Source organism: Bradyrhizobium sp. CCBAU 53421, assembly GCF_015291625.1.
Taxonomy (GTDB): domain Bacteria; phylum Pseudomonadota; class Alphaproteobacteria; order Rhizobiales; family Xanthobacteraceae; genus Bradyrhizobium.
This window is the reverse complement of record NZ_CP030047.1, coordinates 1,881,381-1,899,936: the sequence shown is the minus strand read 5'-3', so window position 1 is coordinate 1,899,936 and position 18,556 is coordinate 1,881,381. Positions and strand designations below refer to the sequence as shown.

The window sequence follows — 18,556 nt, the reverse complement described above, 5'->3', positions numbered from 1 at the left end:
GCGCCGGCGACGCCGTCGCAGCGGCGGATGGTCGCGTCACCATGCAATCGTATGAAGCTAACGCGTGGCGTCGCCAAGACGATGAAATCGCGAGGCCTTCGCGGCTGCGGTTGACATAGATCAACATCCTTCCTGCCAGCCACCATCTGATGTCGATCGATACAGTTGCTCGCCCTTTTTCGGCCGCCTGCGCGAGATCGATGCGGGCGCATGCCGAAGCCCCCGGGACAGCATGAACGGGTGACATCATGATCGATTGGTTCTTCCAGACGCTCCGCACCTATCCCGAGATCGCGATCTTCCTCTCCTTGGCGCTGGGCTACTATTTCGGTTCCTTCACCTACAAGGGCCTCGGCCTTGGCGCAGTCACCGCGACGCTGGTCGCCGCGGTCATCATCGGCCAGATCGGCATCACCATTTCAGGTCCGCTGAAGCCGTTCTTCTTCCTGATGTTCCTGTTCGCGATCGGTTATGGCGTCGGGCCGCAGTTCGTGCGCGGTATCGCGCAGGACGGTATTCCGCAGGCCATCTTCGCCGCCGTGGTGTGTGTCTTCTGTCTGCTCTCGGCGTATTTCGGCGCGAAGATCGCCGGCTACGACGTCGGATCGGCGGTCGGCCTCTATGCCGGCTCACAGACGATCTCCGCCTCGATGGGGCTTGCAACCGACGCCATCAATCGCCTTGGTCTGCCCGCGGACGAAGCCAAGAAGCTGCTCGATGCCATGCCGGTTGCCTATGCCGTGACCTATATCTTCGGCACGGTCGGGTCGGCGATCGTGCTGGCACTGCTCGGGCCTGCGCTGCTCGGCATCGATCTCGAGGCCGCATGCAAGAAATACGAGGAGGAGCATGGCGGCAAAAAGGAGCTGGGCGGCCCGGGAACGGCCTGGCACCAGTTCGATCTGCGCGCCTACCGCGTTCGTGAGCGCGGGCCTGTCGTCGGCAAGACCGTCGAGCAGGCAGAAGCGCTGATCCCCGATCATCGCATCTTCGTCCTTCGGCTTCGGCAGGACGGGAAGATCGTGGAAGCCACCTCCGACACCGTGATTCATGCCGGCGATGTCGTCGCCGTCGCCGGCCGCCGCGACGTGCTGGTGCAGCTGATCGGCGAGCAGGCCGAGGAAGTCGACGATCGTGAGCTGCTCGCGGTGCCGATCGAGGGCGTCGATGTCTACGTGACCAGCAAGGACGTCGATGGCAAGACGCTGGAGCAACTGGCGAAAGAACCGGGCGCGCGCGGCGTATTTCTGCGCAGGATCGTTCGGGGCGCGATCGCGACCGAGATACCGATCCTGCCGAACACAAAGATCAACCGGGGCGACATCCTCACTTTGGTCGGCCGCACTCCCGATGTCGCTGCCACCACAAAGATGCTGGGCCGGCCGGATCGCGCAACCGACGTTGCCGACGTCGCCTTCATCGGGGCGGCCATTGCGATCGGCGCCCTGGTCGGCGCCTTCGTCTACAAGATCGGAAGCGTGCCGCTTACCCTCTCCACCTCCGGCGGCGCACTGATCTCCGGTCTGTTCTTCGGCTGGCTCCGGTCCGTGCACCCGACCTTCGGCCGCATCCCCTCGCCCACCGTGTGGTTCATGAACTCGGTCGGCCTGAACGTCTTCATTGCCGTGGTCGGCATCTCCTCGGGTCCGGGATTTGTCGCCGGCCTGCAAAAGCTCGGCTTCAGCCTGTTCCTCTGGGGCGTCGTCGTGACCACGGTGCCGCTGATCCTGGCGATGTTCGTCGGCAAATACCTGTTCCGCTTCCACGACGCGATCCTCCTCGGATGCTGCTCCGGCGCGCGCACCACGACCGCTTCGCTGGGCATGATCAACGACCGCGCGAAGAGCCAGATCCCCGGTCTTGGCTACACCGTCACCTACGCGGTCGGAAACACGCTGCTGACGATCTGGGGCATGGTGCTGGTGATGATGATGACATAGCCGCGGCGTGGGACCGTGTTGAGACGATGTTGAGCTGGCTGGCGCAATTTCTCGTTCGTTATCCGGAGCTCGCGCTGTTCCTGGTGATCGCCGCGGGCTACTGGATCGGGAGCTTCAGGATCGGCGCTTTCAGCCTTGGCCCGGTGACGGGCGCGCTGTTCGCTGGCCTCGCGGTCGGCGATTTCGCGCATGTGCCGGTCTCCGGCATGACCAAATCGTTCCTGTTCCTGCTGTTCCTGTTCGGGGTCGGCTATTCGGTCGGTCCGCAATTCGTGCTCGCGATGAAGCGCGACGGGCTGAAGCCGATGCTGATGGCCGTTGTCGTGAGCCTCACTGGCCTTGCGGCAGCGATCGTCGTGGCACGCGTACTGCGGCTCGACCCCGGCTTTGCGGCCGGCCTCCTGTCGGGCGCGCTCAGCCAGAGCGCTGCAATGGGTACTGCGACCGACGCGGTCAATTCCCTGCCAGTATCCGAGGCACAGCGCGCGTTGTTTGTCTCGCACATCGCGGTGGCGGATGCGGTCTGCTATATCTTCGGCTATGCCGGCGTGATCACGTTCTGCACGATCGTCGTTCCGGCGCTGCTGAAAATCGATCTGAAGACGGAAGCGCTCAAGCTGGAACAGGCCTTGGGCATCACGCGCGCCAAGCCCGGCCTGGCGTCGGCCTGGCGCAAGTTCGAACTGCGCGCCTACCGGCTGGATGCTCACGCTGCGATCGTCGGACTGACAGTTGCCGCCGCCGAAGCTCGCGTGCCCGGGCAACGTGTATTCATCCACCGTATCCGTCGCGGCGGGCGCGTCCTCGAGGCGGAGCCTGGAACGGTGCTCGCGGCAGGCGACGTGATCGCGCTGTCGGCGCCGCGCCAGATCATCGTCGAACTGATCGGACCGCGCGGGGAGGAGGTGGAGGACCGGGAGCTCCTCGATATCCCGCTGATCTCGGCAGACGTATTCCTGATCAACGCCAAGCTCGCAGGCAGCAATCTCCAGCAGGCGTTGGAACAGGACTGGACGCGCGGCCTATATCTGCGCTCGGTGAGCCGGGGCGGTGAAGCGCTTCCGATCGCTGCCGGCACAGACCTGCAGCGCGGCGATCTGCTTCGCATCGTTGGTCCGGAGACTGTGGTGCAGAATGCGGCCAAGAGCATCGGCGTCATCGTTGCGCCGAGCACCACGATCGATTTCGTGGTGCTCGGACTCGCAATCTTCTTCGGCGGCCTCGTTGGCGTTCTCGTGAGCTTTACGGTTAGCGGAATCACCATCTCGCTGAGCACCAGCGTCGGCACGCTGCTCGCCGGACTTCTAGTCGGCTATCTCCGCACCCGCCTGCCGTATTTCGGCCGGATCCCCGACGGCGCCATCAGCCTGATGACGTCGCTCGGACTGGCTGCCTTCGTCGGCCTGACCGGGATTCATGCCGGGCCGATCTTCCTCTCCGCCATACGTGAGTCGGGCGTCGGCCTGCTTCTGGGCGGCATGGTCGTAACCCTGTTGCCGCAGATCGTCGGCTTCTGCTTCGGCCATTTCGTGCTGCGCATGAACCCCATCCTCCTGCTCGGCGCACTGACCGGGGCGCAGACGGTCACGGCCGCGATGGCCGCCATCCAGGAGCGCTCGGGCAGCTCCGTGGTCGTGCTCGGCTATACGCCCGCCTATCCGATCTCCAACATCCTGCTGACGACCTGGGGATCGGTCATGGTGGTGGTTGTCGCTGGATGAGACAACGCGCAAGTAGTCGACCGGCACCGACAGCGCGTACGAAATCGTGGTTTGGCGTAGAAAATCGCAGAATTGGTAGCGGGGGAGGGACTCGAACCCCCGACCCCAGGATTATGATTCCCGTGCTCTAACCAGCTGAGCTACCCCGCCATGGGCTCGCGATCGGCGGCATGAGCCGCACCTTGCGAACGCGCGGCATATAAAGAGCGGCATGCGCGCCTGTCAAGCAAAGCCGGACGGGGCAGCAACTTATTGCAGACAGGGGCTATTTCGGCCTGATCGAGGGGTCGCCGCCGGGGCTGCCGGGCGGCGGAATCACCGGCGTGTTGCCGCCTTGCGGGGTCGGCGCACGCATTTCGGGGTCGACCCCGGCCGGCGGACACAGCACGCCATCGGATTTGGCGAGCTTGTCGCCCAGCGGCTGGCTGCCCTGCCCGGTCGTGGTTCCCTCCGGCGCCGCAACACCCGGGTGCGAAGGCTGCTGCGGCGCGCAATTCGCGGCGGCGCGCTGCGGCGCCGGCGGCGCGGTCTGTGCCGGCGGCGTGGCCGGTGTCGGCGGCGCCTGCGCCACGGCAACAACAGGCGCCAGCATCAGGGCACAGGACAAAGCGAGCGTTCGATTGATCCTCATGACGAGAAAACCGTGACGGCGCGCCGATGTTCCTTCGCAAAATCGCCGCAGCCTCACGTTTTGCGGAAGCGGATCAGCGAGAAATGCCCCATCGGCGGCATCGGGCGGCGTTCCGCAAGGCTGACGCCGCCATGCTTCGCCGCCCAATTGGTCAGCCGCTCCCACGGAAATTCCGGACGCCAGCCGAGCCGCCGCGCCAGCGGCGCGAAGGCGAGCTCGAAGATGCGGCGCGGGCCGCCCTCGGCGCCGATGTGATTGACCAGGATCAACTCGCCGCCCGGCTTCAGCACGCGAATGAAATCGTCGAGCGTCGCCTCGGGATCGGGTACGGCGGTGATGACATATTGCGCGACCACCGCGTCGAAGAACGCATCCGGAAATGCGAGGTTCTTGGCGTCCATCACCGCCAGCGTCTCGACATTGCCGAGGCCCAGCGCACGCACGCGCTTCAGCGCCCGCCGCAGCATCGGCTCGGAAATATCGACGCCGCACAGTTTTGTGGTGCGCTTGTATTCCGACAGCGACAGCCCGGTGCCGACGCCGACATCGAGCACGCGGCCGCCGATCCGGTCGGCTTCCGCGATCGTCGACTGACGGCCCTGATCGAATACCTTGCCGAACACCAGGTCGTAGATCGGTGCCCAGCGGCCATACGCCTTTTCGACCCCTTCGCGGTCGATATCCCCAGCCATTCCCCTGCCCCGAGTTACCTTCGTTTGCGCATGATCTGCGCGCAAACGCGTTCCGCGTTTGTCGCGACGGAAAACCGCTTCCCACTTTTCCGGATCATGCGCTATCCGCGAACCGCTTCCGCGAGCGACGCCAGCGTATCCTGTGTCGCGGCCCGCGCCGCGCGGCTCGCGCTCGCACTCCTGATGAAGCCGCCGCCGAGCACACGCGCCTGCCCGGAGGGCGCGTCGTAGAACACGCAGGCCTGGCCGGGCGAGACGCCCTCCTCGCCGGCGACGAGCTCGACCTCATAGCCGGCGTCAGTGGCGCGCAACCATGCCGGCTGCGGCGCACGCGTCGAACGCACGCGGACATAGATCTCGATACCGTCGCCGATCGCGCGATCCAGCGCGCCATCGCCGATCCAGTTGACGTCGCGCAGTGCGATGCGGTCCATCCGCAGCGCCTCGCGCGGCCCGACCACGACCCGGCGGGTCGCCGCATCGAGCTTCACCACATAGAGTGGGTGGCCGGAGGCGATGCCGAGGCCTTTGCGCTGGCCGACGGTGAAGTGAACGATGCCCTGGTGCTGGCCGATGACGTTGCCGGCGAGATCGACGATGTCGCCCGGCGCAATCGCATTCGGCTTCAGCCGTCCGATGATGTCGGTGTAGCGGCCGGTCGGCACGAAGCAGATGTCCTGGCTGTCCTGCTTGTCGGCGACCTCGAGATCGAAGCGACGCGCCAGCTCGCGGGTCTGCGGCTTGGTCATGTCGCCGAGCGGGAAGCGCAGGAAGTCGAGCTGCTCGCGCGTGGTCGCGAACAGGAAATAGCTCTGGTCGCGATCGGCATCCGCCGCGCAGACAAGCGAGCGAGATCCGTCGGCAAGCCGGCGCGAGGCGACATAATGTCCGGTGGCGAGTGCCTGGGCGCCGAGCTCGCGGGCGGTTGCGAGCAGATCGCGGAACTTGACCGAACGGTTGCATTCGATGCACGGCACCGGCGTCTCGCCGAGCGCGTAGCTGTCGGCGAAATTGTCGATCACGGATTGCTTGAAGCGGCTTTCGTAGTCGAGCACGTAATGCGGGATGCCGATCCGCTCCGCGACATTGCGCGCATCGTGGATGTCGCGACCAGCGCAGCAAGCGCCCTTGCGATGGGTAGCCGCGCCATGATCGTAGAGCTGCAGCGTGATCCCGACCACGTCGTAACCCTGCGACTTCAACAGCGCAGCCGTCACCGACGAGTCGACGCCGCCGGACATGGCAACGACGATCCGCGTGTCTTCAGGGCGGCCTTCAAGATCCAGACTGTTGAGCATCTCTAAGCGGTCATTGGTCACTGTCGCGGCGAGCTTATGCGCTCCGCGACGAAATTGGAAAAAGCCTTTGTCCAGAGAGCCTTAGAACGCGTGCAGGGCCGGTTCGGTCGGTTCGGGACGCGTCGGAGGCCACCTTTAATATAGGCCGTATTCCGGCGAGGCAATCCGGCGGAATCCGAGCCTTGCCGTGCGCGGACGGCAAATCTTGCCGCCGGGCAAAAACCGGGCCTGCCGGGAACCGGTTCCAGCCCGCGATGATGAACCTTAACCGATTGGAATAACTCATAATTTTTTGCGGGCGATGGTTGGCCCGCTCCTTGCTGACAAAACGCCGGAAGTCTCATTTGCGAGGGTTGGCAGTGGTCAGCGTCACGTCGGAAGCATTGGCAAGCCGGTCTTTTCAGGGCGCGACGCAGCGGTCGGCGCGGCCCGATCCTGCCTCGCAGGCCGGGAACGACGGCTTTGCCGCGCTGGTCGATAGCAACACTTCGTCCACGAGCGACAACACCAGGTACGATTCCCAACCGGCGCCCGCGCGCCGGTCCGACGATTCGGCCTCGACGACCGATGCACGCTCCCGCGATAACAGCACGGCCCCCGACCGGACGCCGCGAGATGCCGCCAGCTCGCGCGATGACAACAAGGTCGACAGCGACAGCGACGCGCCGCCCAAGACCAAGTCGAAATCGAAATCGGACGACTCGAAGTCGAGCACGGACGCGCAATCCACCAGCGACAAGACGGACTCGACGCAAGCAGCTCCGCAGCCGGACCCATCCGGTGCCGCGACGGTCAATGCCGTGATCGCGGCCGCGGCCGCTGCACCGGCGACCGCTCCGACCGCGACAACCACCGCGCCGTCCGACCAGCCCACAGCTCCGCTGGCGATTGCGGCTGCGGCCATTGCGGCAAGCTCCGCCATCGCCGGCACGGGTGCCGCTGCCGGCACCGGTGCGCCTGTTGGCGGCGACACCGCTACCGCAGCGACCGCGACGGCGAATGCCGACAAGGTGGCCAAGGCGGCCGGCGTCAAGACCGAGGCGCAAGCCGTCACCAGCGCCGATGCGACGACAGTTCCGGGCGCCGCGACCGCGACCGGCGATGCGACACTCGCCGCCACCGTCGCCGCCGGAACGCCTGCCACCAAGACGACGCCGCAAGCCAAGGCACAGGTCGCCGCCAAGGACGCCGCTGCGACGGCGCCTGCCGATCAGGACGGCGGGGCCCAGGGCAGCAACAACACCGCGCAGGCTGCTCCGAACAACGTCGTTCCTGCAGTCGCGCAGTCGGCCGCTGTTGCCGGCAAGGCGAAGGCCACGGCGGACGGCGCAGCCGATGCCATCAAGTCCGACACCAAGAGCGACGGCAACGCCGCGCCGACGGTGGGCGGCCAGGCGGCGGCACAGACCCAGCTCGCGACGCCCGATCCCAGCGCGCAGGCTGCGAATGCGCTCCAGGCGCAACTGCCGACCGGCCAGGCGACGCCGGCCGCGACCGCGCAATTGACCGTGACCAACGCCGCGCAAGGCGCCGCCGTGCCGCTCAGCGGGCTTGCGATGCAGATCGCCGCCTCCGCCAAGAGCGGCAAGAGCCGCTTCGAGATCCGGCTGGACCCCGCCGAGCTCGGCCGCATCGATGTCCGCATCGATGTCGATCGCAACGGCCAGGTGACCTCGCATCTCACCGTCGAACGCCCGGAAACGCTGTCAATGCTGCGCCAGGACGCCAACCAGCTGCAACGCGCGCTCGACAATGCCGGCCTGTCGACCGGTAATGGCGGATTGCAGTTCAGCCTGCGCGATCAGTCGCAGTCGGGCCAGAACAACAACGGCCAGTCCAATCCGAACGCCCACCGTTTGATCGTCGCCGAGGAAGACAGCGCTTCCGCCGCAGTGGCAGGCCGCTCCTACGGCCGCGCAACCGGCGCCCTCGGCGGCGTCGATATCAGAGTGTAAGGAGTTCACCATGGCAGTCGATGCAACCATGCCGACGCCCGTCGTCTCGGCACCGGGCACCAGCAACGGAACGAGTACCGGAAGCAACAGCACCAACGGCAGCGGCCTGACGACCTCGTCGCAGGGCATCGCCGACAACTTCCAGACCTTCCTGACGCTGCTGACCACGCAGTTGCAGAACCAGAATCCGCTCGATCCGCTCGACACCAACCAGTTCACCCAGCAGCTGGTGCAGTTCGCCGGCGTCGAGCAGCAGCTGAAATCCAACGATCAGCTGAAGCAGCTGATCGCGATCGAGAAGAGCGCGCAGTCGACCCAAGCGCTGGTCTATGTCGGCAACACCGTGGCCGTCGACGGCAGCAAGACGCAGTTCGACAAATCCGCGACCTGGAATCTGGTGTCCCCGCAAGCCACCAGCGCCACCATCACGATCACGAGCGCGACCGGCCAGACCGCCTATTCCGGCAATTTCAACCTGAAGCAGGGCAACGCCAGCTTCGTCTGGGACGGCAAGGGCAATGACGGCACGCAATGGCCGGCCGGCACCTACACGCTGACCGCCACCGGCAAGGATTCCAAGGGCAATCCCCTGGCGATCTCCACGGAAGTGCAGGGCGTCGTCGACTCCGTCGACCTGACCGCCTCGCCGCCGCTGCTCTCGATCGGCGGCCAGACCTACACCACCGACAAGATCAAGCGCGTGGTGCGCGGCGCGACGAGCGGTAGCTAAGGCGCCGTATAGACACCCGTCGTCCCTCGAAAGCAGGGACCCATACTCCGCGGCTCGAGTAGTGGAAGGGACCTGTCGTCCCGGCATCGCCCGACAATCAGCAGGGATCAAACACGAAAGCAGGGACGACACTGAATGTGGTGCGCTGCCTGTGATTCACACACCGCATTCCTCGCGACATGGCCTGTCCGAGCCTTGCGCTCCGTTCCGCCCTCTCCTCTCGCAAAGGGGCGCAGGGAAAGCCGGGTACCGATCGCCCCCATGGGGCCGGCGCACGACATCGACGGAAATCAATCGGCAATAAATTGCAACACGTCAGCTTCCTGTAAGCAAGCGGACGTTATCCTCGTGTTCCGCACTTGAACGCCGATTCCGCCCTGAACTTCGCAGCTGCCCAGGCTGCGCGCTTTGACCGCCGGCAAGAGCTAGCCAGTGACCCCGACACGCCCGACACCGCCAGAACGCGCCCAGGCCACTCCACGGCGGGCCATGGCCCCCCACCCGCAGCTCGCCGAGACAATGACCGAGAATGCGCGGCTCAGGACCATCGCCATCACCGTCATGCTCGAGATCGCAGCGCTCCGGGAACGGCTGCCGCCGGCAGCCGGCGAGTAAGAACGCCCCCGCAGGGGCCAACAAGGCAAGGCTCTCTCGCCGCGCTCTCGCCCCCGAACGTCAGTCATGGCTGACAGTCTGGCCTTCGCCGGCCGCGCAACCGGCGCGGCCCGCTCCATGCGCGCGCCGCATCAATAGATACGGACGTGATTGGCCTCGAATGTCACCGGGAAACTGTTGCTGTTCTGCAAGGTCAGGATCAGCACGACGCCGACCCCGCCGCGGTGATCCCACAACACGGCCCGGTCGGTTTCGTGCAGGGGCTCCATCGAGGTCGGGCTCTTCTCGAAATGCGGCGCGATCGACACGTCGAAAAACTCGTTCGGCGCTTTCGAATCCTTGCCCCACCAGAACGTGAACTGTTGGGTCGCATTGGCGGCAATCGTGTAGGTGCCTTGCTTGTGGTCGATGTTGGCCATGATGTCGGGGTCCTTCGTTTCCATTCGTCGCTCCGATGCGACGCCCCGACAATGATGCGTGACGTACATACGCGCCGTGAGATACGTCACTCAGATTTACAACCAATGCAGCCGCGATGGATCTCAATGAGAGCCCTTTCGGGCGAGCCGAACGCCGCGCGGAGAATCGCCGAAGCGAATTCGGAACAGGCGATTGAAATGCGAAACATCCGAGAAGCCGACTTCCAGCGCGATATCGGAAATCCGCTGACGGCCGGCGCGAGACCCGGTCAGCAATTCGAGCGCGCGCTGCAGACGCAACTCATTCAGCCGCTCGGTGAACGACGTGCCCGATGACGCCATCAGGCGCTGGAGATAGCGAGGCGAGATGCCCTGGCAACGCGCGACCGTTTGAACGCTGAGCCCAGGTTCCTGGAAATGTACGGTGATGTAGTCGAGGGCCGCATTGTGCCGCGCGGCCACGACGGCGCTCGCGATGCTCTCGCCCAAGGCAGGGCATTCGTCGATCGCGAGCGCGACGAGATCGTGGATGTGGGTTACGACCGTGTGACGAAGTTTCGGGGCGGTCAGCGCTCTCGCCTTGAGGACCGACTTCAGATACGCCGCGAATAGCCGGAACGCTTCCTTGCGTTGCCCAATCGGCCGCATGGCGAGGCTTTCGACATTCGTTACGCGCCGCTCGAGCTCCGCGCGCGGCACCGCCAGACCGATTTGCAATCCATCGACATAGGTGACGCTCGCGGGCTCCGAATGCAGAATCGCAATCGCATCGCCCGCGCCAAGCTCGACGTCCCGGCCGCGCTGCGACAGCTGGCTTCTGCCGGGAGCGCAGAAGATGACGCCGACGGAATCATCGCCGTCGGCGAGGTTCGCTCGCGAACGCTCAAAGCGCATCGACGTGCCCTTCAGCGCGAGCATGCGCAAACCCTGGATCGCCTGCAGGGACGCATCGGCCTGGATTGGAATGTTCGACAGCGGCTCGATATCGGCATGCACGATGCATCGCCCAAAGTGCTCGCGCCAGAGAGGGATACGAATACGCTCCGGAACGTCGCGTGTCGAAAATCGATATGATGCAAAATCGGCTGCGTCCGTAGCCATGGGGACCTCCAGCCTTCACAGAACATCAGGATGAAATGCTGCGGCACACCATTTTCATGTCTGCATTTTGCAATTCACGCACCGGCGTTCTCTCGATCCGTGCGCGCAAGTCCAAGAACCCACACTACTGATCTGCTAGTCTGATCTGCCTGCGATCGATGCTGATGTGAACTGGTTCACGTATCGGTCAGAATATTAGGTATATACTGATCGTGAAAGTCGCGGCCCTTATTTTCTCCCTTAGGAGGAGACGGTCGTGAAGGCTCTATCTGTAATTGCCGCCATCGGATTCACTGGACATCCCTGGCGACCCGCAAGCGTAGAGCAGTCGATGCCCCTGTTCGCAATTGATCCGGTTTACGGAGCCGCGGGCAGGTCATTTTTGAAAGATTGCTGATACCGATTTTATTTCGCTGCTTTGGCCAAATCGCCAGGCAGAATTTGTCGGACATAAAATGCCTGCGGCACCATTGGCCTTTGGCCGCCGGTTGAAATGGTCGAAATCTGTCACGTGGGAAGTTAACCTCAGTGATCAAGAAGGCGTTCGATCATGTCCACCATATTCGACATGCTTTATCACGAGTACTGTCGTGCCCGCCTCGCCGAAATGCGAAAGCAGCTTTTGATACCGCTCGTCGGCGAAGTCTTGCAGACGCCGCCGGAAGACAGCGATCCTTCCGGGCCCCGTGATTGCGGCTGGCCGGCGAAGGCGCCGCCAACCCTCGGGTAGCTGAGGCGTCCAATCCAATGGCTTGGCCGGAGGCTGGTCCGGCATGCGCCCGCTCGCAGCGTGGCCGCGCGCATGCCAGACAGATCGACAGATGCATGATCGAACCCACAGCTCGAAGCGATTGATCGGCGAAACTCCGCCGGAATTCAGATCGACGGGTCGCGACCTGCGCATCGACGTCTGTCGCGGGATCGCGTTATGGTGGATCTTTCTCGACCACGTTCCGAATAACGTCGGAAGCTGGCTGACGCTGCGCAACTACGGCTTCTGCGACGCCGCCGAGATATTCATGTTCATCTCGGGCGTGACCTGCGCGCTGGCCTACGGCAGAGCCCGTCAACGTGACGGCTGGAGCGGCATGATCGGCCGTTCGCTGCGGCGGGGATGGGACATCTATGCCGCGTTCCTCCTGCTCACGCTCGCTTGCGCCGTCCTCGTCTATGTCGCGGGCGGCGATCTTGCCGACGACAGCAATACAAGGGTTCTGTTCGAGCGTCCGGGCGCGACGCTTGCGCACGCCGCGATCCTGCAATTCCGCCCCGTCAATACCGACGTCTTGCCGGTGTTCGTGATCTGTCATGTGTTGTTCGCACCATTGTTGTGGCTGCTGCTGCGCGCACCGAACGTGACGCTCGGCTTTTCGCTGCTGCTTTATGCGCTGGTGCACGTGTTCGGCTGGCACGTTGCTGCCTGGCCCGACGGGTTCTGGTTCTTCAATCCGCTGGCATGGCAGCTCCTGGTCGTGCTCGGCGCATGGTACGTCATCGAGGGGAAGACAATCCGCGAATGGATGACGTCGCGCCCCGCGCTGATCCTTTCCGCTCTCGTTCTGGCAATGAGCCTCGTCCTTGCTCTCGGCCAGAACATCAAGGCGATGCCGCAGGCCGTGACGGATCTGCTGTTTCCGTTGGACAAATCGAATCTGAGCCCGTTGCGGCTACTGCATTTCCTGGCGCTGGCGATCGTGACGTCGTGGCTCGTTCCCGCGGGCTGGCGAGGGCTGTCGATGCCGATCCTGCGCGGCGCACGATGGTGTGGCGAGAATTCGCTGCCGATCTATTGCCTCGGCGTTCTGCTGGCGCTGGTTAGCCAGCTCGATCTACTCGACATCTCGAACCGGGCTTCGATGCAGATCGCGCTCAGTCTCGGTGGCGTCTTGATGATGATTGCCGCTGCGGCGCTTCTCAATGCGCTCAGTGCCAAGCGCAAGCCCGCGGCGGGCACAGTCGATCGGGACATTTCCGCCGCCGTTGCAGATCCCAAGGCTGTGGATCGCGCGCGTAGCGGCGTTCTCGATCCGCAGCTGCGCGCCGCCATCACTCCATCGACATATCGCCCTTGATGAAAATTTGAATCGTGCCGGACATCGGCTGTTTGCCACGTTCCGGCACGCGTGCATTCGCGGCGCAACCATTCCGTTCAAGCGTCGGTTTTTGCTCCGGTTAGACGCAACACGGAGACAAACCACATGAGCGACCCGAATGCGTATGCTGATCAGTATTTGGCCATGGGACAGGGCGGCGCCTCCGGAGACAATTCGTCCGGATCAAGCGGCTCCGGATCATCAGGACAATCGGCGAGCGGTGGCGGCGCGGATGGTGGAGGCGGCTCCGCATCGGGCGGCATGACGGGGTCATCGGGTTCCGGCGCGTCGAGTAGCGGCTCCGGCAGCTCAGGCAACGGCTCCGGTGCATCGGGCGCTGGTAGCTCTGCCGGCGGCACGTCGGGCGGTGGTGGGTCGGGAAGCGGCGACGGCTCGTCGGGTGGCGGCACGTCAGGCGGCGGCACATCGTCAGGCGGCGGCTCCGGAAGCGGCTCCGGAAGCGGCGGATTGCCCGGCCTCGAGAACGGCCTGGTGCTCGCCGGACAGGACGGGCTGCTGCAGCCCGTGCTGAACCCGATCAATGCCGCCGCGTCCAACGCGGGCGGTCCTCTCACCTCGATCGGGCAGCAGGCCGGACTGGCCAGCACGGTCCACGACGTCACCGGCCTCGCCGGCACAGTCGGGCTCGGGCAGCTTGGCGCCGCGCCTGCCGCCGACGGGCACTCCAATCTCCTGACCGACCTGCTCAACACGCCCGGTGAAGTCCTGGCAGGCCACGCCGCCGACGCCTTGACCAATCTCGGCACCGATCTCACCGACGCGGTGAATGCGACCGGCGCCGTGCCGGCCGGCCTCGGCCAGAACAGCGGCCTGGCGCTGGCCGGCCAGGACGGGCTGCTGCAACCGGTGCTGAACGCGGTCAACGCCGCCGCATCCGACACCAGCGGTCTTCTGACCACGATCGGACACGAGGCCGGGCTGGACAACGCGGTTCACGCCGTCACCAACCTCGCCGGCACCGCCGGACTTGGACAGCTCGGCGCCACGCCCGCTGCCGACGGGCACTCGAACCTGCTGACCGATCTGCTCAATACGCCGAGCGAGGTTCTGGCCGGTCACACCCCCGACGTCGTGACGCATCTCGGCGCCGATCTCACCGATACCGTGCATGCGGTAGATGCCGTGCCGTCCGATCTGTTGACCGGTGTGGTCAATGGCAAGGACGACGCGACCAATCCGGTCGACAACCTGATCCAGAGTCTCGGCCACGACCTGCAGAGCTTGCCGCTCGCGACCGTGAATGGCGGGAACAATGCCGGCGACGGCGGCCTGCTGGGCGGCATCGTCGGCAGCCTCGGCAACCCGAACAGCGGGCATCTCGTCACGCTCGACGTTGGTCCGGACCAGCCGAACGGACAAGTGATCGACATCCTCGCCGCGCCGACCTCGGGCGATCATCACACCGTCGAGGTCAACGCCGTCGATGTCGGTGCGAGCGGGCCGCATCTGCTCGATCTCGGCGCGCTGACTGGCAGCAGCCCGCTCAGCATTGCCTCGCTCGGTGGCACCGGGACGGATGGGCTGGTGGGCAATCTGCTCGGCGGCCCCAACCTCAGCCATGCGCTGTCCGGCAATATTGCCTCAGGCAATACGGCGAGCGCGCCGGTCGACGTCGATGCCGTTGCGCATGACCTGATCCCGCTCACTGGCGATCACGGCATTCTCAACGGCCACGGCGCGCATATTCTGTAGGCGACGCTGTACTCCCTCTCCCCGTTCTTACGGGGAGAGGGTTGGGGTGAGGGGCCATCTCCGCGAATACGGTGATAGCTGAGCCTGCGGAGGCTCCCCCTCACCCGGAATGCATCTACGATGCATTCCGGCCTCTCCCCGCACGCGGGGCGAGGCGAAGAAGCAAGCCCGCGGCCTTAGCGCTTCCCGCCGACAATCACTCCGAGCGGCCCGCGGCGGCGAGGATCAGCCGCGCGATCGGCTCGGGCTGCGAGATCAGCGCGAGATGACTGGCCTTCACCTCGATCGTGGTGGCGCCCATCCGTTTGGCCATGAAGCGCTCGAGATCCGGATTGATGGTGCGGTCCTCGGTCGAGACCGCGTAGTAGCTCGGCTTGCTGCGCCAGGCCGCGTGGCTGGTCTTGCCTGCCAGCAATTGCTTGTGGAACGGTTGCTGCACGGCATAGAGCACCTTTGCCTTCGCTTCCGGGATGTCGCCGGCGAAGTCGCGCAGGAACGCGGCTTCGCTCAGCCGGCCCTCGTCACCGTCGAACACGATGCCGGCGCTCGCAGGCGGCGTCGGATAGGTTTTGGCCAGCGCGGTGTAGTCCTCGTCCGCATCGGGCGCGCGCGCGGCGACATAGACCAGCGCCGAAACATTCGGATGCACGCCGGCCTCGGTGACGATCATGCCGGAGAAGGAATGGCCGACCAGGACCGTCGGACCATCCTGGCGATCGAGCACACGCTGCGCCGAGGCGACCGCTTCCGGCAGCGTGGTCAGCGGATTTTGCACCGACGTCACATTGAGCCCCGCGGCCTGCAGGCGCGGAATGACCTCGGACCAGCACGAGCCGTCGGCGAACAGGCCATGCACCAGCACGACGTTGCGCGCCCGCACCGGCGGCGGGGCTGCGGCGCCGCCGCGCGAGGACACCAGCGAAGCTGCCGCGCCGGCAAGCAAGGCGGTCGAGAAAGTGCGTCTGTTCATCATCATGGCAAGGGCTCGGATGGAGTGATGGGAGAAGCGCGCCCACACTCAGTGAGCGGACAATCTCTCCTACGCAGGTAACGGCGCGTGGTTACGCGCGGTGAGGCTGAGCCGATCAAGGATAGTTGAACGAGTGGGATGCTCGACGATCGTTCACGTTACGTGGCGCGCAGCCGTGATTGCGCGAGCGAGGCTCCGATCGATCATCTCGCCCGGGGCTTACCCCTCGCCCCACCCTCCCCCACAAGGGGGGAGGGAGCCTGACTAGCGTGCTCACCTCACCTTGCATGGACTCATTGCGCGGGAATTGGACGTAAAGAATGTGAGGGACGGATAGGTGGGAGGGTTCCCTCCCCCCTCTTGTCCGCCGAAGCCTTTAGGCGAAGGCGGATGCGGGGGAGGGTTAGGGAGAGGGGTGCCGCTTGCTCAGCAGCCTGACGAAAGCAGATCGCGCAGGGCATCCGGCACCCAATCCAGCCCCCTGTTCCCGGCCCGTCCAACGAGAATCGTATTGAAGCCTTGGGCTTAGGCAAATTTTAAACCGGTGGGCGTAGGTTACCACTCGCGAGTTCAGTGGTTGAGAGTTTGTGAGTACGCCATGACAGAACCCCATCGCCCGAGGGTGAAATACGTCATCGGGCCTGACGGCAGCCCGTTAACGATTGCGGATTTGCCGGCCCCCGGTACCAAACGGTGGGTCATCCGCCGCAAGGCCGAAGTTGTCGCTGCGGTCCGCGGCGGCCTGCTCTCCCTCGAGGAGGCCTGCAGCCGCTACACGTTGACCGTCGACGAGTTCCTTTCCTGGCAGTTCTCGATCGACCAGCATGGTCTGGCCGGGCTGCGCACCACCCGCATTCAGCAATATCGGCAGTAAGTCCGCGCCGATCCTGTGGCATTTGACGAAAACCGGCCTCGCTTTGCGAAGCCGGTTTTTTTCATGTCCGCGTTTTTGCCGCGGTTCTTAACCTTCGTTAACCATATGGAAACCATACCCTAGGCAATATTTGCCCAGTCGGACCCGCTTGGGCCGAATCCCTGGGGGCCGTTGGTGCAAAGTCTGGTTGCTTTCTTCAGAGGTCTAGGTGCGGCCCGCCTCGCGGCCATGGTTGCGGTCACCGCGGCCCTGATCGGCTTCTTCGCGTTCGTCATCATGCGCGTCACCACGCCACAGATGACCACCCTCTTCACCGACCTGTCGACCGAGGATTCCTCGGCCATTATCAAGGAGCTGGAACGCCAGGCGATCCCGTTCGAGCTGCGCAATGACGGCGCCGCGATCATGGTGCCGAAGGACAAGGTGACGCGGCTGCGGATGAAGCTCGCCGAGGGCGGCATGCCCAAGGGCGGCGGCGTCGGCTACGAGATCTTCGACAAGTCGGACGCGCTCGGCACCACGAGCTTCGTCCAGAACATCAATCATCTGCGCGCGCTGGAGGGCGAGCTCGCCCGCACCATCCGCGCCATCGACCGCGTCCAGGCCGCGCGCGTCCACCTCGTGCTGCCGGAAAAGCCGCTGTTCTCGCGCGAGACGCCGGAACCGTCGGCCTCGATCGTGCTCAGGGTGCGCGGCGCGCTGGAGCCGCAGCAGATCAAGGCGATCCGCCACGTCGTCGCCTCCGCCGTCAACGGGCTGAAGCCGCAGCGGGTCTCGATCGTCGACGAGGCCGGCCAGCTGCTCGCCGACGGCGCCCAGTCCGATGCCGATGCCGCGGTCGGCGACGAGCGCCGCGCCGCCTTCGAGAAGCGGATGCGCAAGCAGGTCGAGGACATCGTCTCCTCGGTGGTCGGCGCCGGGCGGGCCCGCGTCCAGCTCTCCGCCGACTTCGACTACAACAAGATCACCCAGACCTCGGACAAGTTCGACCCCGAAGGAAGGGTGCTGCGCTCGACCCAGACCCGCGAGGAAAGTAGCGCCACTGCCGACAACTCCGGCCAGGTCACCGTCAACAACGAGCTGCCGGGCAACCAGAACCAGGACAACGCCGTCCGCGCCCGCGACCAGAGCAAGAAGAGCGAGGAAACCAACAATTACGAGATTTCCCGCACCACCAAGACCGAGGTGACCGAGGCCGGGCGCGTCAACCGCATCTCGGTCGCGGTGCTGGTCGACGGCGCCTACTCCAAGAATGAAAAAGGCGAGATGGTCTACCAGGACCGCAGCAAGGAGCAGCTCGACCGCATCGCCGCTCTGGTCCGTTCCGCGATCGGCTTCGACCAGAAGCGCGGCGACCAGGTCGAGGTCGTCAACCTGCGCTTCGCCGAGCCGCCCGCCGCGCAGCCGATCGCGGAGCCGACCGGCCTGCTCGGCATGCTGCAATTCACCAAGGACGACGTGATGTACGTCATCGAGCTCGGCGTCATGATGATGCTCGGCCTCGTCGTGCTGTTCATGGTGGTCCGTCCGCTGGTCAAGCGCATCGTGGCGGCCGACGTCATTCCGTCGCTGGCCGGCGCCGGCGTGCCCGCGCTGGCCGAAGCCCATGCCGAGAGCGCCGGAGCAACCGGCCAGGCGCTGATCCCGAGCGGCAGCGGCGCGGCGCAACTGATCGACGTCGCCCAGATCCAGGGCCAGGTCCACGCCCAGGCCGTGCACCGGGTCGGCGAACTCGCCGAGCGCAATCCGAACGAGACCGTCTCCATCGTCCGTCAATGGCTGAGCGAGCCGGTAGAGAACTGAC

At 65.0% G+C, this 18,556-nt stretch carries 17 protein-coding genes and 1 tRNA gene; 10 read left to right on the top strand and 8 right to left on the bottom strand.

Translation table 11 applies throughout. The features are described from left to right. Positions 1–248 precede the first annotated feature (248 nt). Both aspT (XH92_RS09000) and aspT (XH92_RS08995) read left to right on the top strand, forming a co-directional pair. On the top strand, positions 249–1,940 hold the full coding sequence (aspT, locus tag XH92_RS09000; protein WP_194458890.1) for an aspartate-alanine antiporter: 1,692 nt from the start codon (positions 249–251) through the stop codon (positions 1,938–1,940). 26 nt (positions 1,941–1,966) lie between these two features. Then, positions 1,967–3,661, top strand: coding sequence for an aspartate-alanine antiporter (gene aspT / locus XH92_RS08995; RefSeq protein ID WP_194458889.1), 1,695 nt, complete (start codon positions 1,967–1,969; stop codon positions 3,659–3,661). Positions 3,662–3,734: 73 nt separating this feature from the next. On the opposite strand, the gene XH92_RS08990 is transcribed toward aspT (XH92_RS08995), so the two are convergent. The 5 genes from XH92_RS08990 to XH92_RS42940 form a co-directional block, all read right to left on the bottom strand. Continuing rightward, a tRNA-Met gene (locus tag XH92_RS08990) sits at positions 3,735–3,811 on the bottom strand. Between the two features lie 115 nt (positions 3,812–3,926). After that, positions 3,927–4,292 carry a hypothetical protein gene (locus XH92_RS08985; protein WP_194458888.1) on the bottom strand — a complete coding sequence of 122 codons (366 nt, stop codon included), beginning with the start codon at positions 4,290–4,292 and terminating at the stop codon, positions 3,927–3,929. Between the two features lie 53 nt (positions 4,293–4,345). Continuing rightward, entirely contained in the window at positions 4,346–4,984 is a 639-nt protein-coding gene (locus XH92_RS08980) for a class I SAM-dependent methyltransferase (protein WP_194458887.1), read from the bottom strand. Between the two features lie 101 nt (positions 4,985–5,085). Continuing rightward, positions 5,086–6,282, bottom strand: a complete 1,197-nt coding sequence (gene mnmA, locus XH92_RS08975) for a tRNA 2-thiouridine(34) synthase MnmA (protein WP_194458886.1) — start codon at positions 6,280–6,282, stop codon at positions 5,086–5,088. A 400-nt stretch (positions 6,283–6,682) separates the two neighbouring features. After that, entirely contained in the window at positions 6,683–7,021 is a 339-nt protein-coding gene (locus XH92_RS42940) for a hypothetical protein (protein ID WP_246788346.1), read from the bottom strand. 61 nt (positions 7,022–7,082) lie between these two features. Here XH92_RS42940 and XH92_RS08970 point away from each other — a divergent pair, with 61 nt between their 5' ends. The 3 genes from XH92_RS08970 to XH92_RS43585 all read left to right on the top strand — a co-directional run bounded on the left by XH92_RS08970 (position 7,083) and on the right by XH92_RS43585 (position 9,582). Beyond that, complete coding sequence (locus XH92_RS08970; protein WP_246788345.1) at positions 7,083–8,237, top strand: flagellar hook-length control protein FliK; 1,155 nt, start codon at positions 7,083–7,085, stop codon at positions 8,235–8,237. A 10-nt stretch (positions 8,238–8,247) separates the two neighbouring features. Next, positions 8,248–8,967: a flagellar hook capping FlgD N-terminal domain-containing protein gene (locus XH92_RS08965; RefSeq protein ID WP_194458885.1), complete on the top strand. Its 720-nt coding sequence runs from the start codon at positions 8,248–8,250 to the stop codon at positions 8,965–8,967. Between the two features lie 489 nt (positions 8,968–9,456). Beyond that, positions 9,457–9,582, top strand: coding sequence for a hypothetical protein (locus XH92_RS43585; RefSeq protein ID WP_256437611.1), 126 nt, complete (start codon positions 9,457–9,459; stop codon positions 9,580–9,582). Between the two features lie 131 nt (positions 9,583–9,713). Here the strand turns inward: XH92_RS43585 and XH92_RS08960 are convergent, their stop codons facing one another. Both XH92_RS08960 and XH92_RS08955 read right to left on the bottom strand, forming a co-directional pair. Further along, on the bottom strand, positions 9,714–10,025 hold the full coding sequence (locus XH92_RS08960; protein ID WP_246788343.1) for a hypothetical protein: 312 nt from the start codon (positions 10,023–10,025) through the stop codon (positions 9,714–9,716). A 99-nt stretch (positions 10,026–10,124) separates the two neighbouring features. Beyond that, positions 10,125–11,102, bottom strand: a complete 978-nt coding sequence (locus XH92_RS08955) for a helix-turn-helix domain-containing protein (protein ID WP_194458884.1) — start codon at positions 11,100–11,102, stop codon at positions 10,125–10,127. A gap of 550 nt (positions 11,103–11,652) precedes the next feature. On the opposite strand from XH92_RS08955, the gene XH92_RS08950 reads away from it, so the two are divergent. The 3 genes from XH92_RS08950 (at position 11,653) to XH92_RS08940 (ending at position 14,908) form a co-directional block, all read left to right on the top strand. Further along, positions 11,653–11,832 carry a hypothetical protein gene (locus XH92_RS08950; protein WP_194461719.1) on the top strand — a complete coding sequence of 60 codons (180 nt, stop codon included), beginning with the start codon at positions 11,653–11,655 and terminating at the stop codon, positions 11,830–11,832. 91 nt (positions 11,833–11,923) lie between these two features. Next, positions 11,924–13,174: an OpgC domain-containing protein gene (locus tag XH92_RS08945; protein ID WP_194458883.1), complete on the top strand. Its 1,251-nt coding sequence runs from the start codon at positions 11,924–11,926 to the stop codon at positions 13,172–13,174. 126 nt (positions 13,175–13,300) lie between these two features. Next, the gene (locus XH92_RS08940) at positions 13,301–14,908 is read left to right on the top strand and encodes a hypothetical protein (RefSeq protein ID WP_194458882.1); all 1,608 of its coding nucleotides are present in this window, start codon (positions 13,301–13,303) and stop codon (positions 14,906–14,908) included. A 196-nt stretch (positions 14,909–15,104) separates the two neighbouring features. On the opposite strand, the gene XH92_RS08935 is transcribed toward XH92_RS08940, so the two are convergent. Further along, positions 15,105–15,884: an alpha/beta fold hydrolase gene (locus tag XH92_RS08935; RefSeq protein ID WP_194458881.1), complete on the bottom strand. Its 780-nt coding sequence runs from the start codon at positions 15,882–15,884 to the stop codon at positions 15,105–15,107. 592 nt (positions 15,885–16,476) lie between these two features. Here XH92_RS08935 and XH92_RS08930 point away from each other — a divergent pair. Next, a complete protein-coding gene (locus XH92_RS08930) occupies positions 16,477–16,752 on the top strand; it encodes a DUF1153 domain-containing protein (RefSeq protein WP_002714638.1) in 276 nt (91 codons plus the stop codon). 228 nt (positions 16,753–16,980) lie between these two features. After that, the gene (gene fliF / locus XH92_RS08925) at positions 16,981–18,555 is read left to right on the top strand and encodes a flagellar basal-body MS-ring/collar protein FliF (RefSeq protein ID WP_371818070.1); all 1,575 of its coding nucleotides are present in this window, start codon (positions 16,981–16,983) and stop codon (positions 18,553–18,555) included. The last annotated feature ends 1 nt before the right edge of the window (position 18,556 follow it).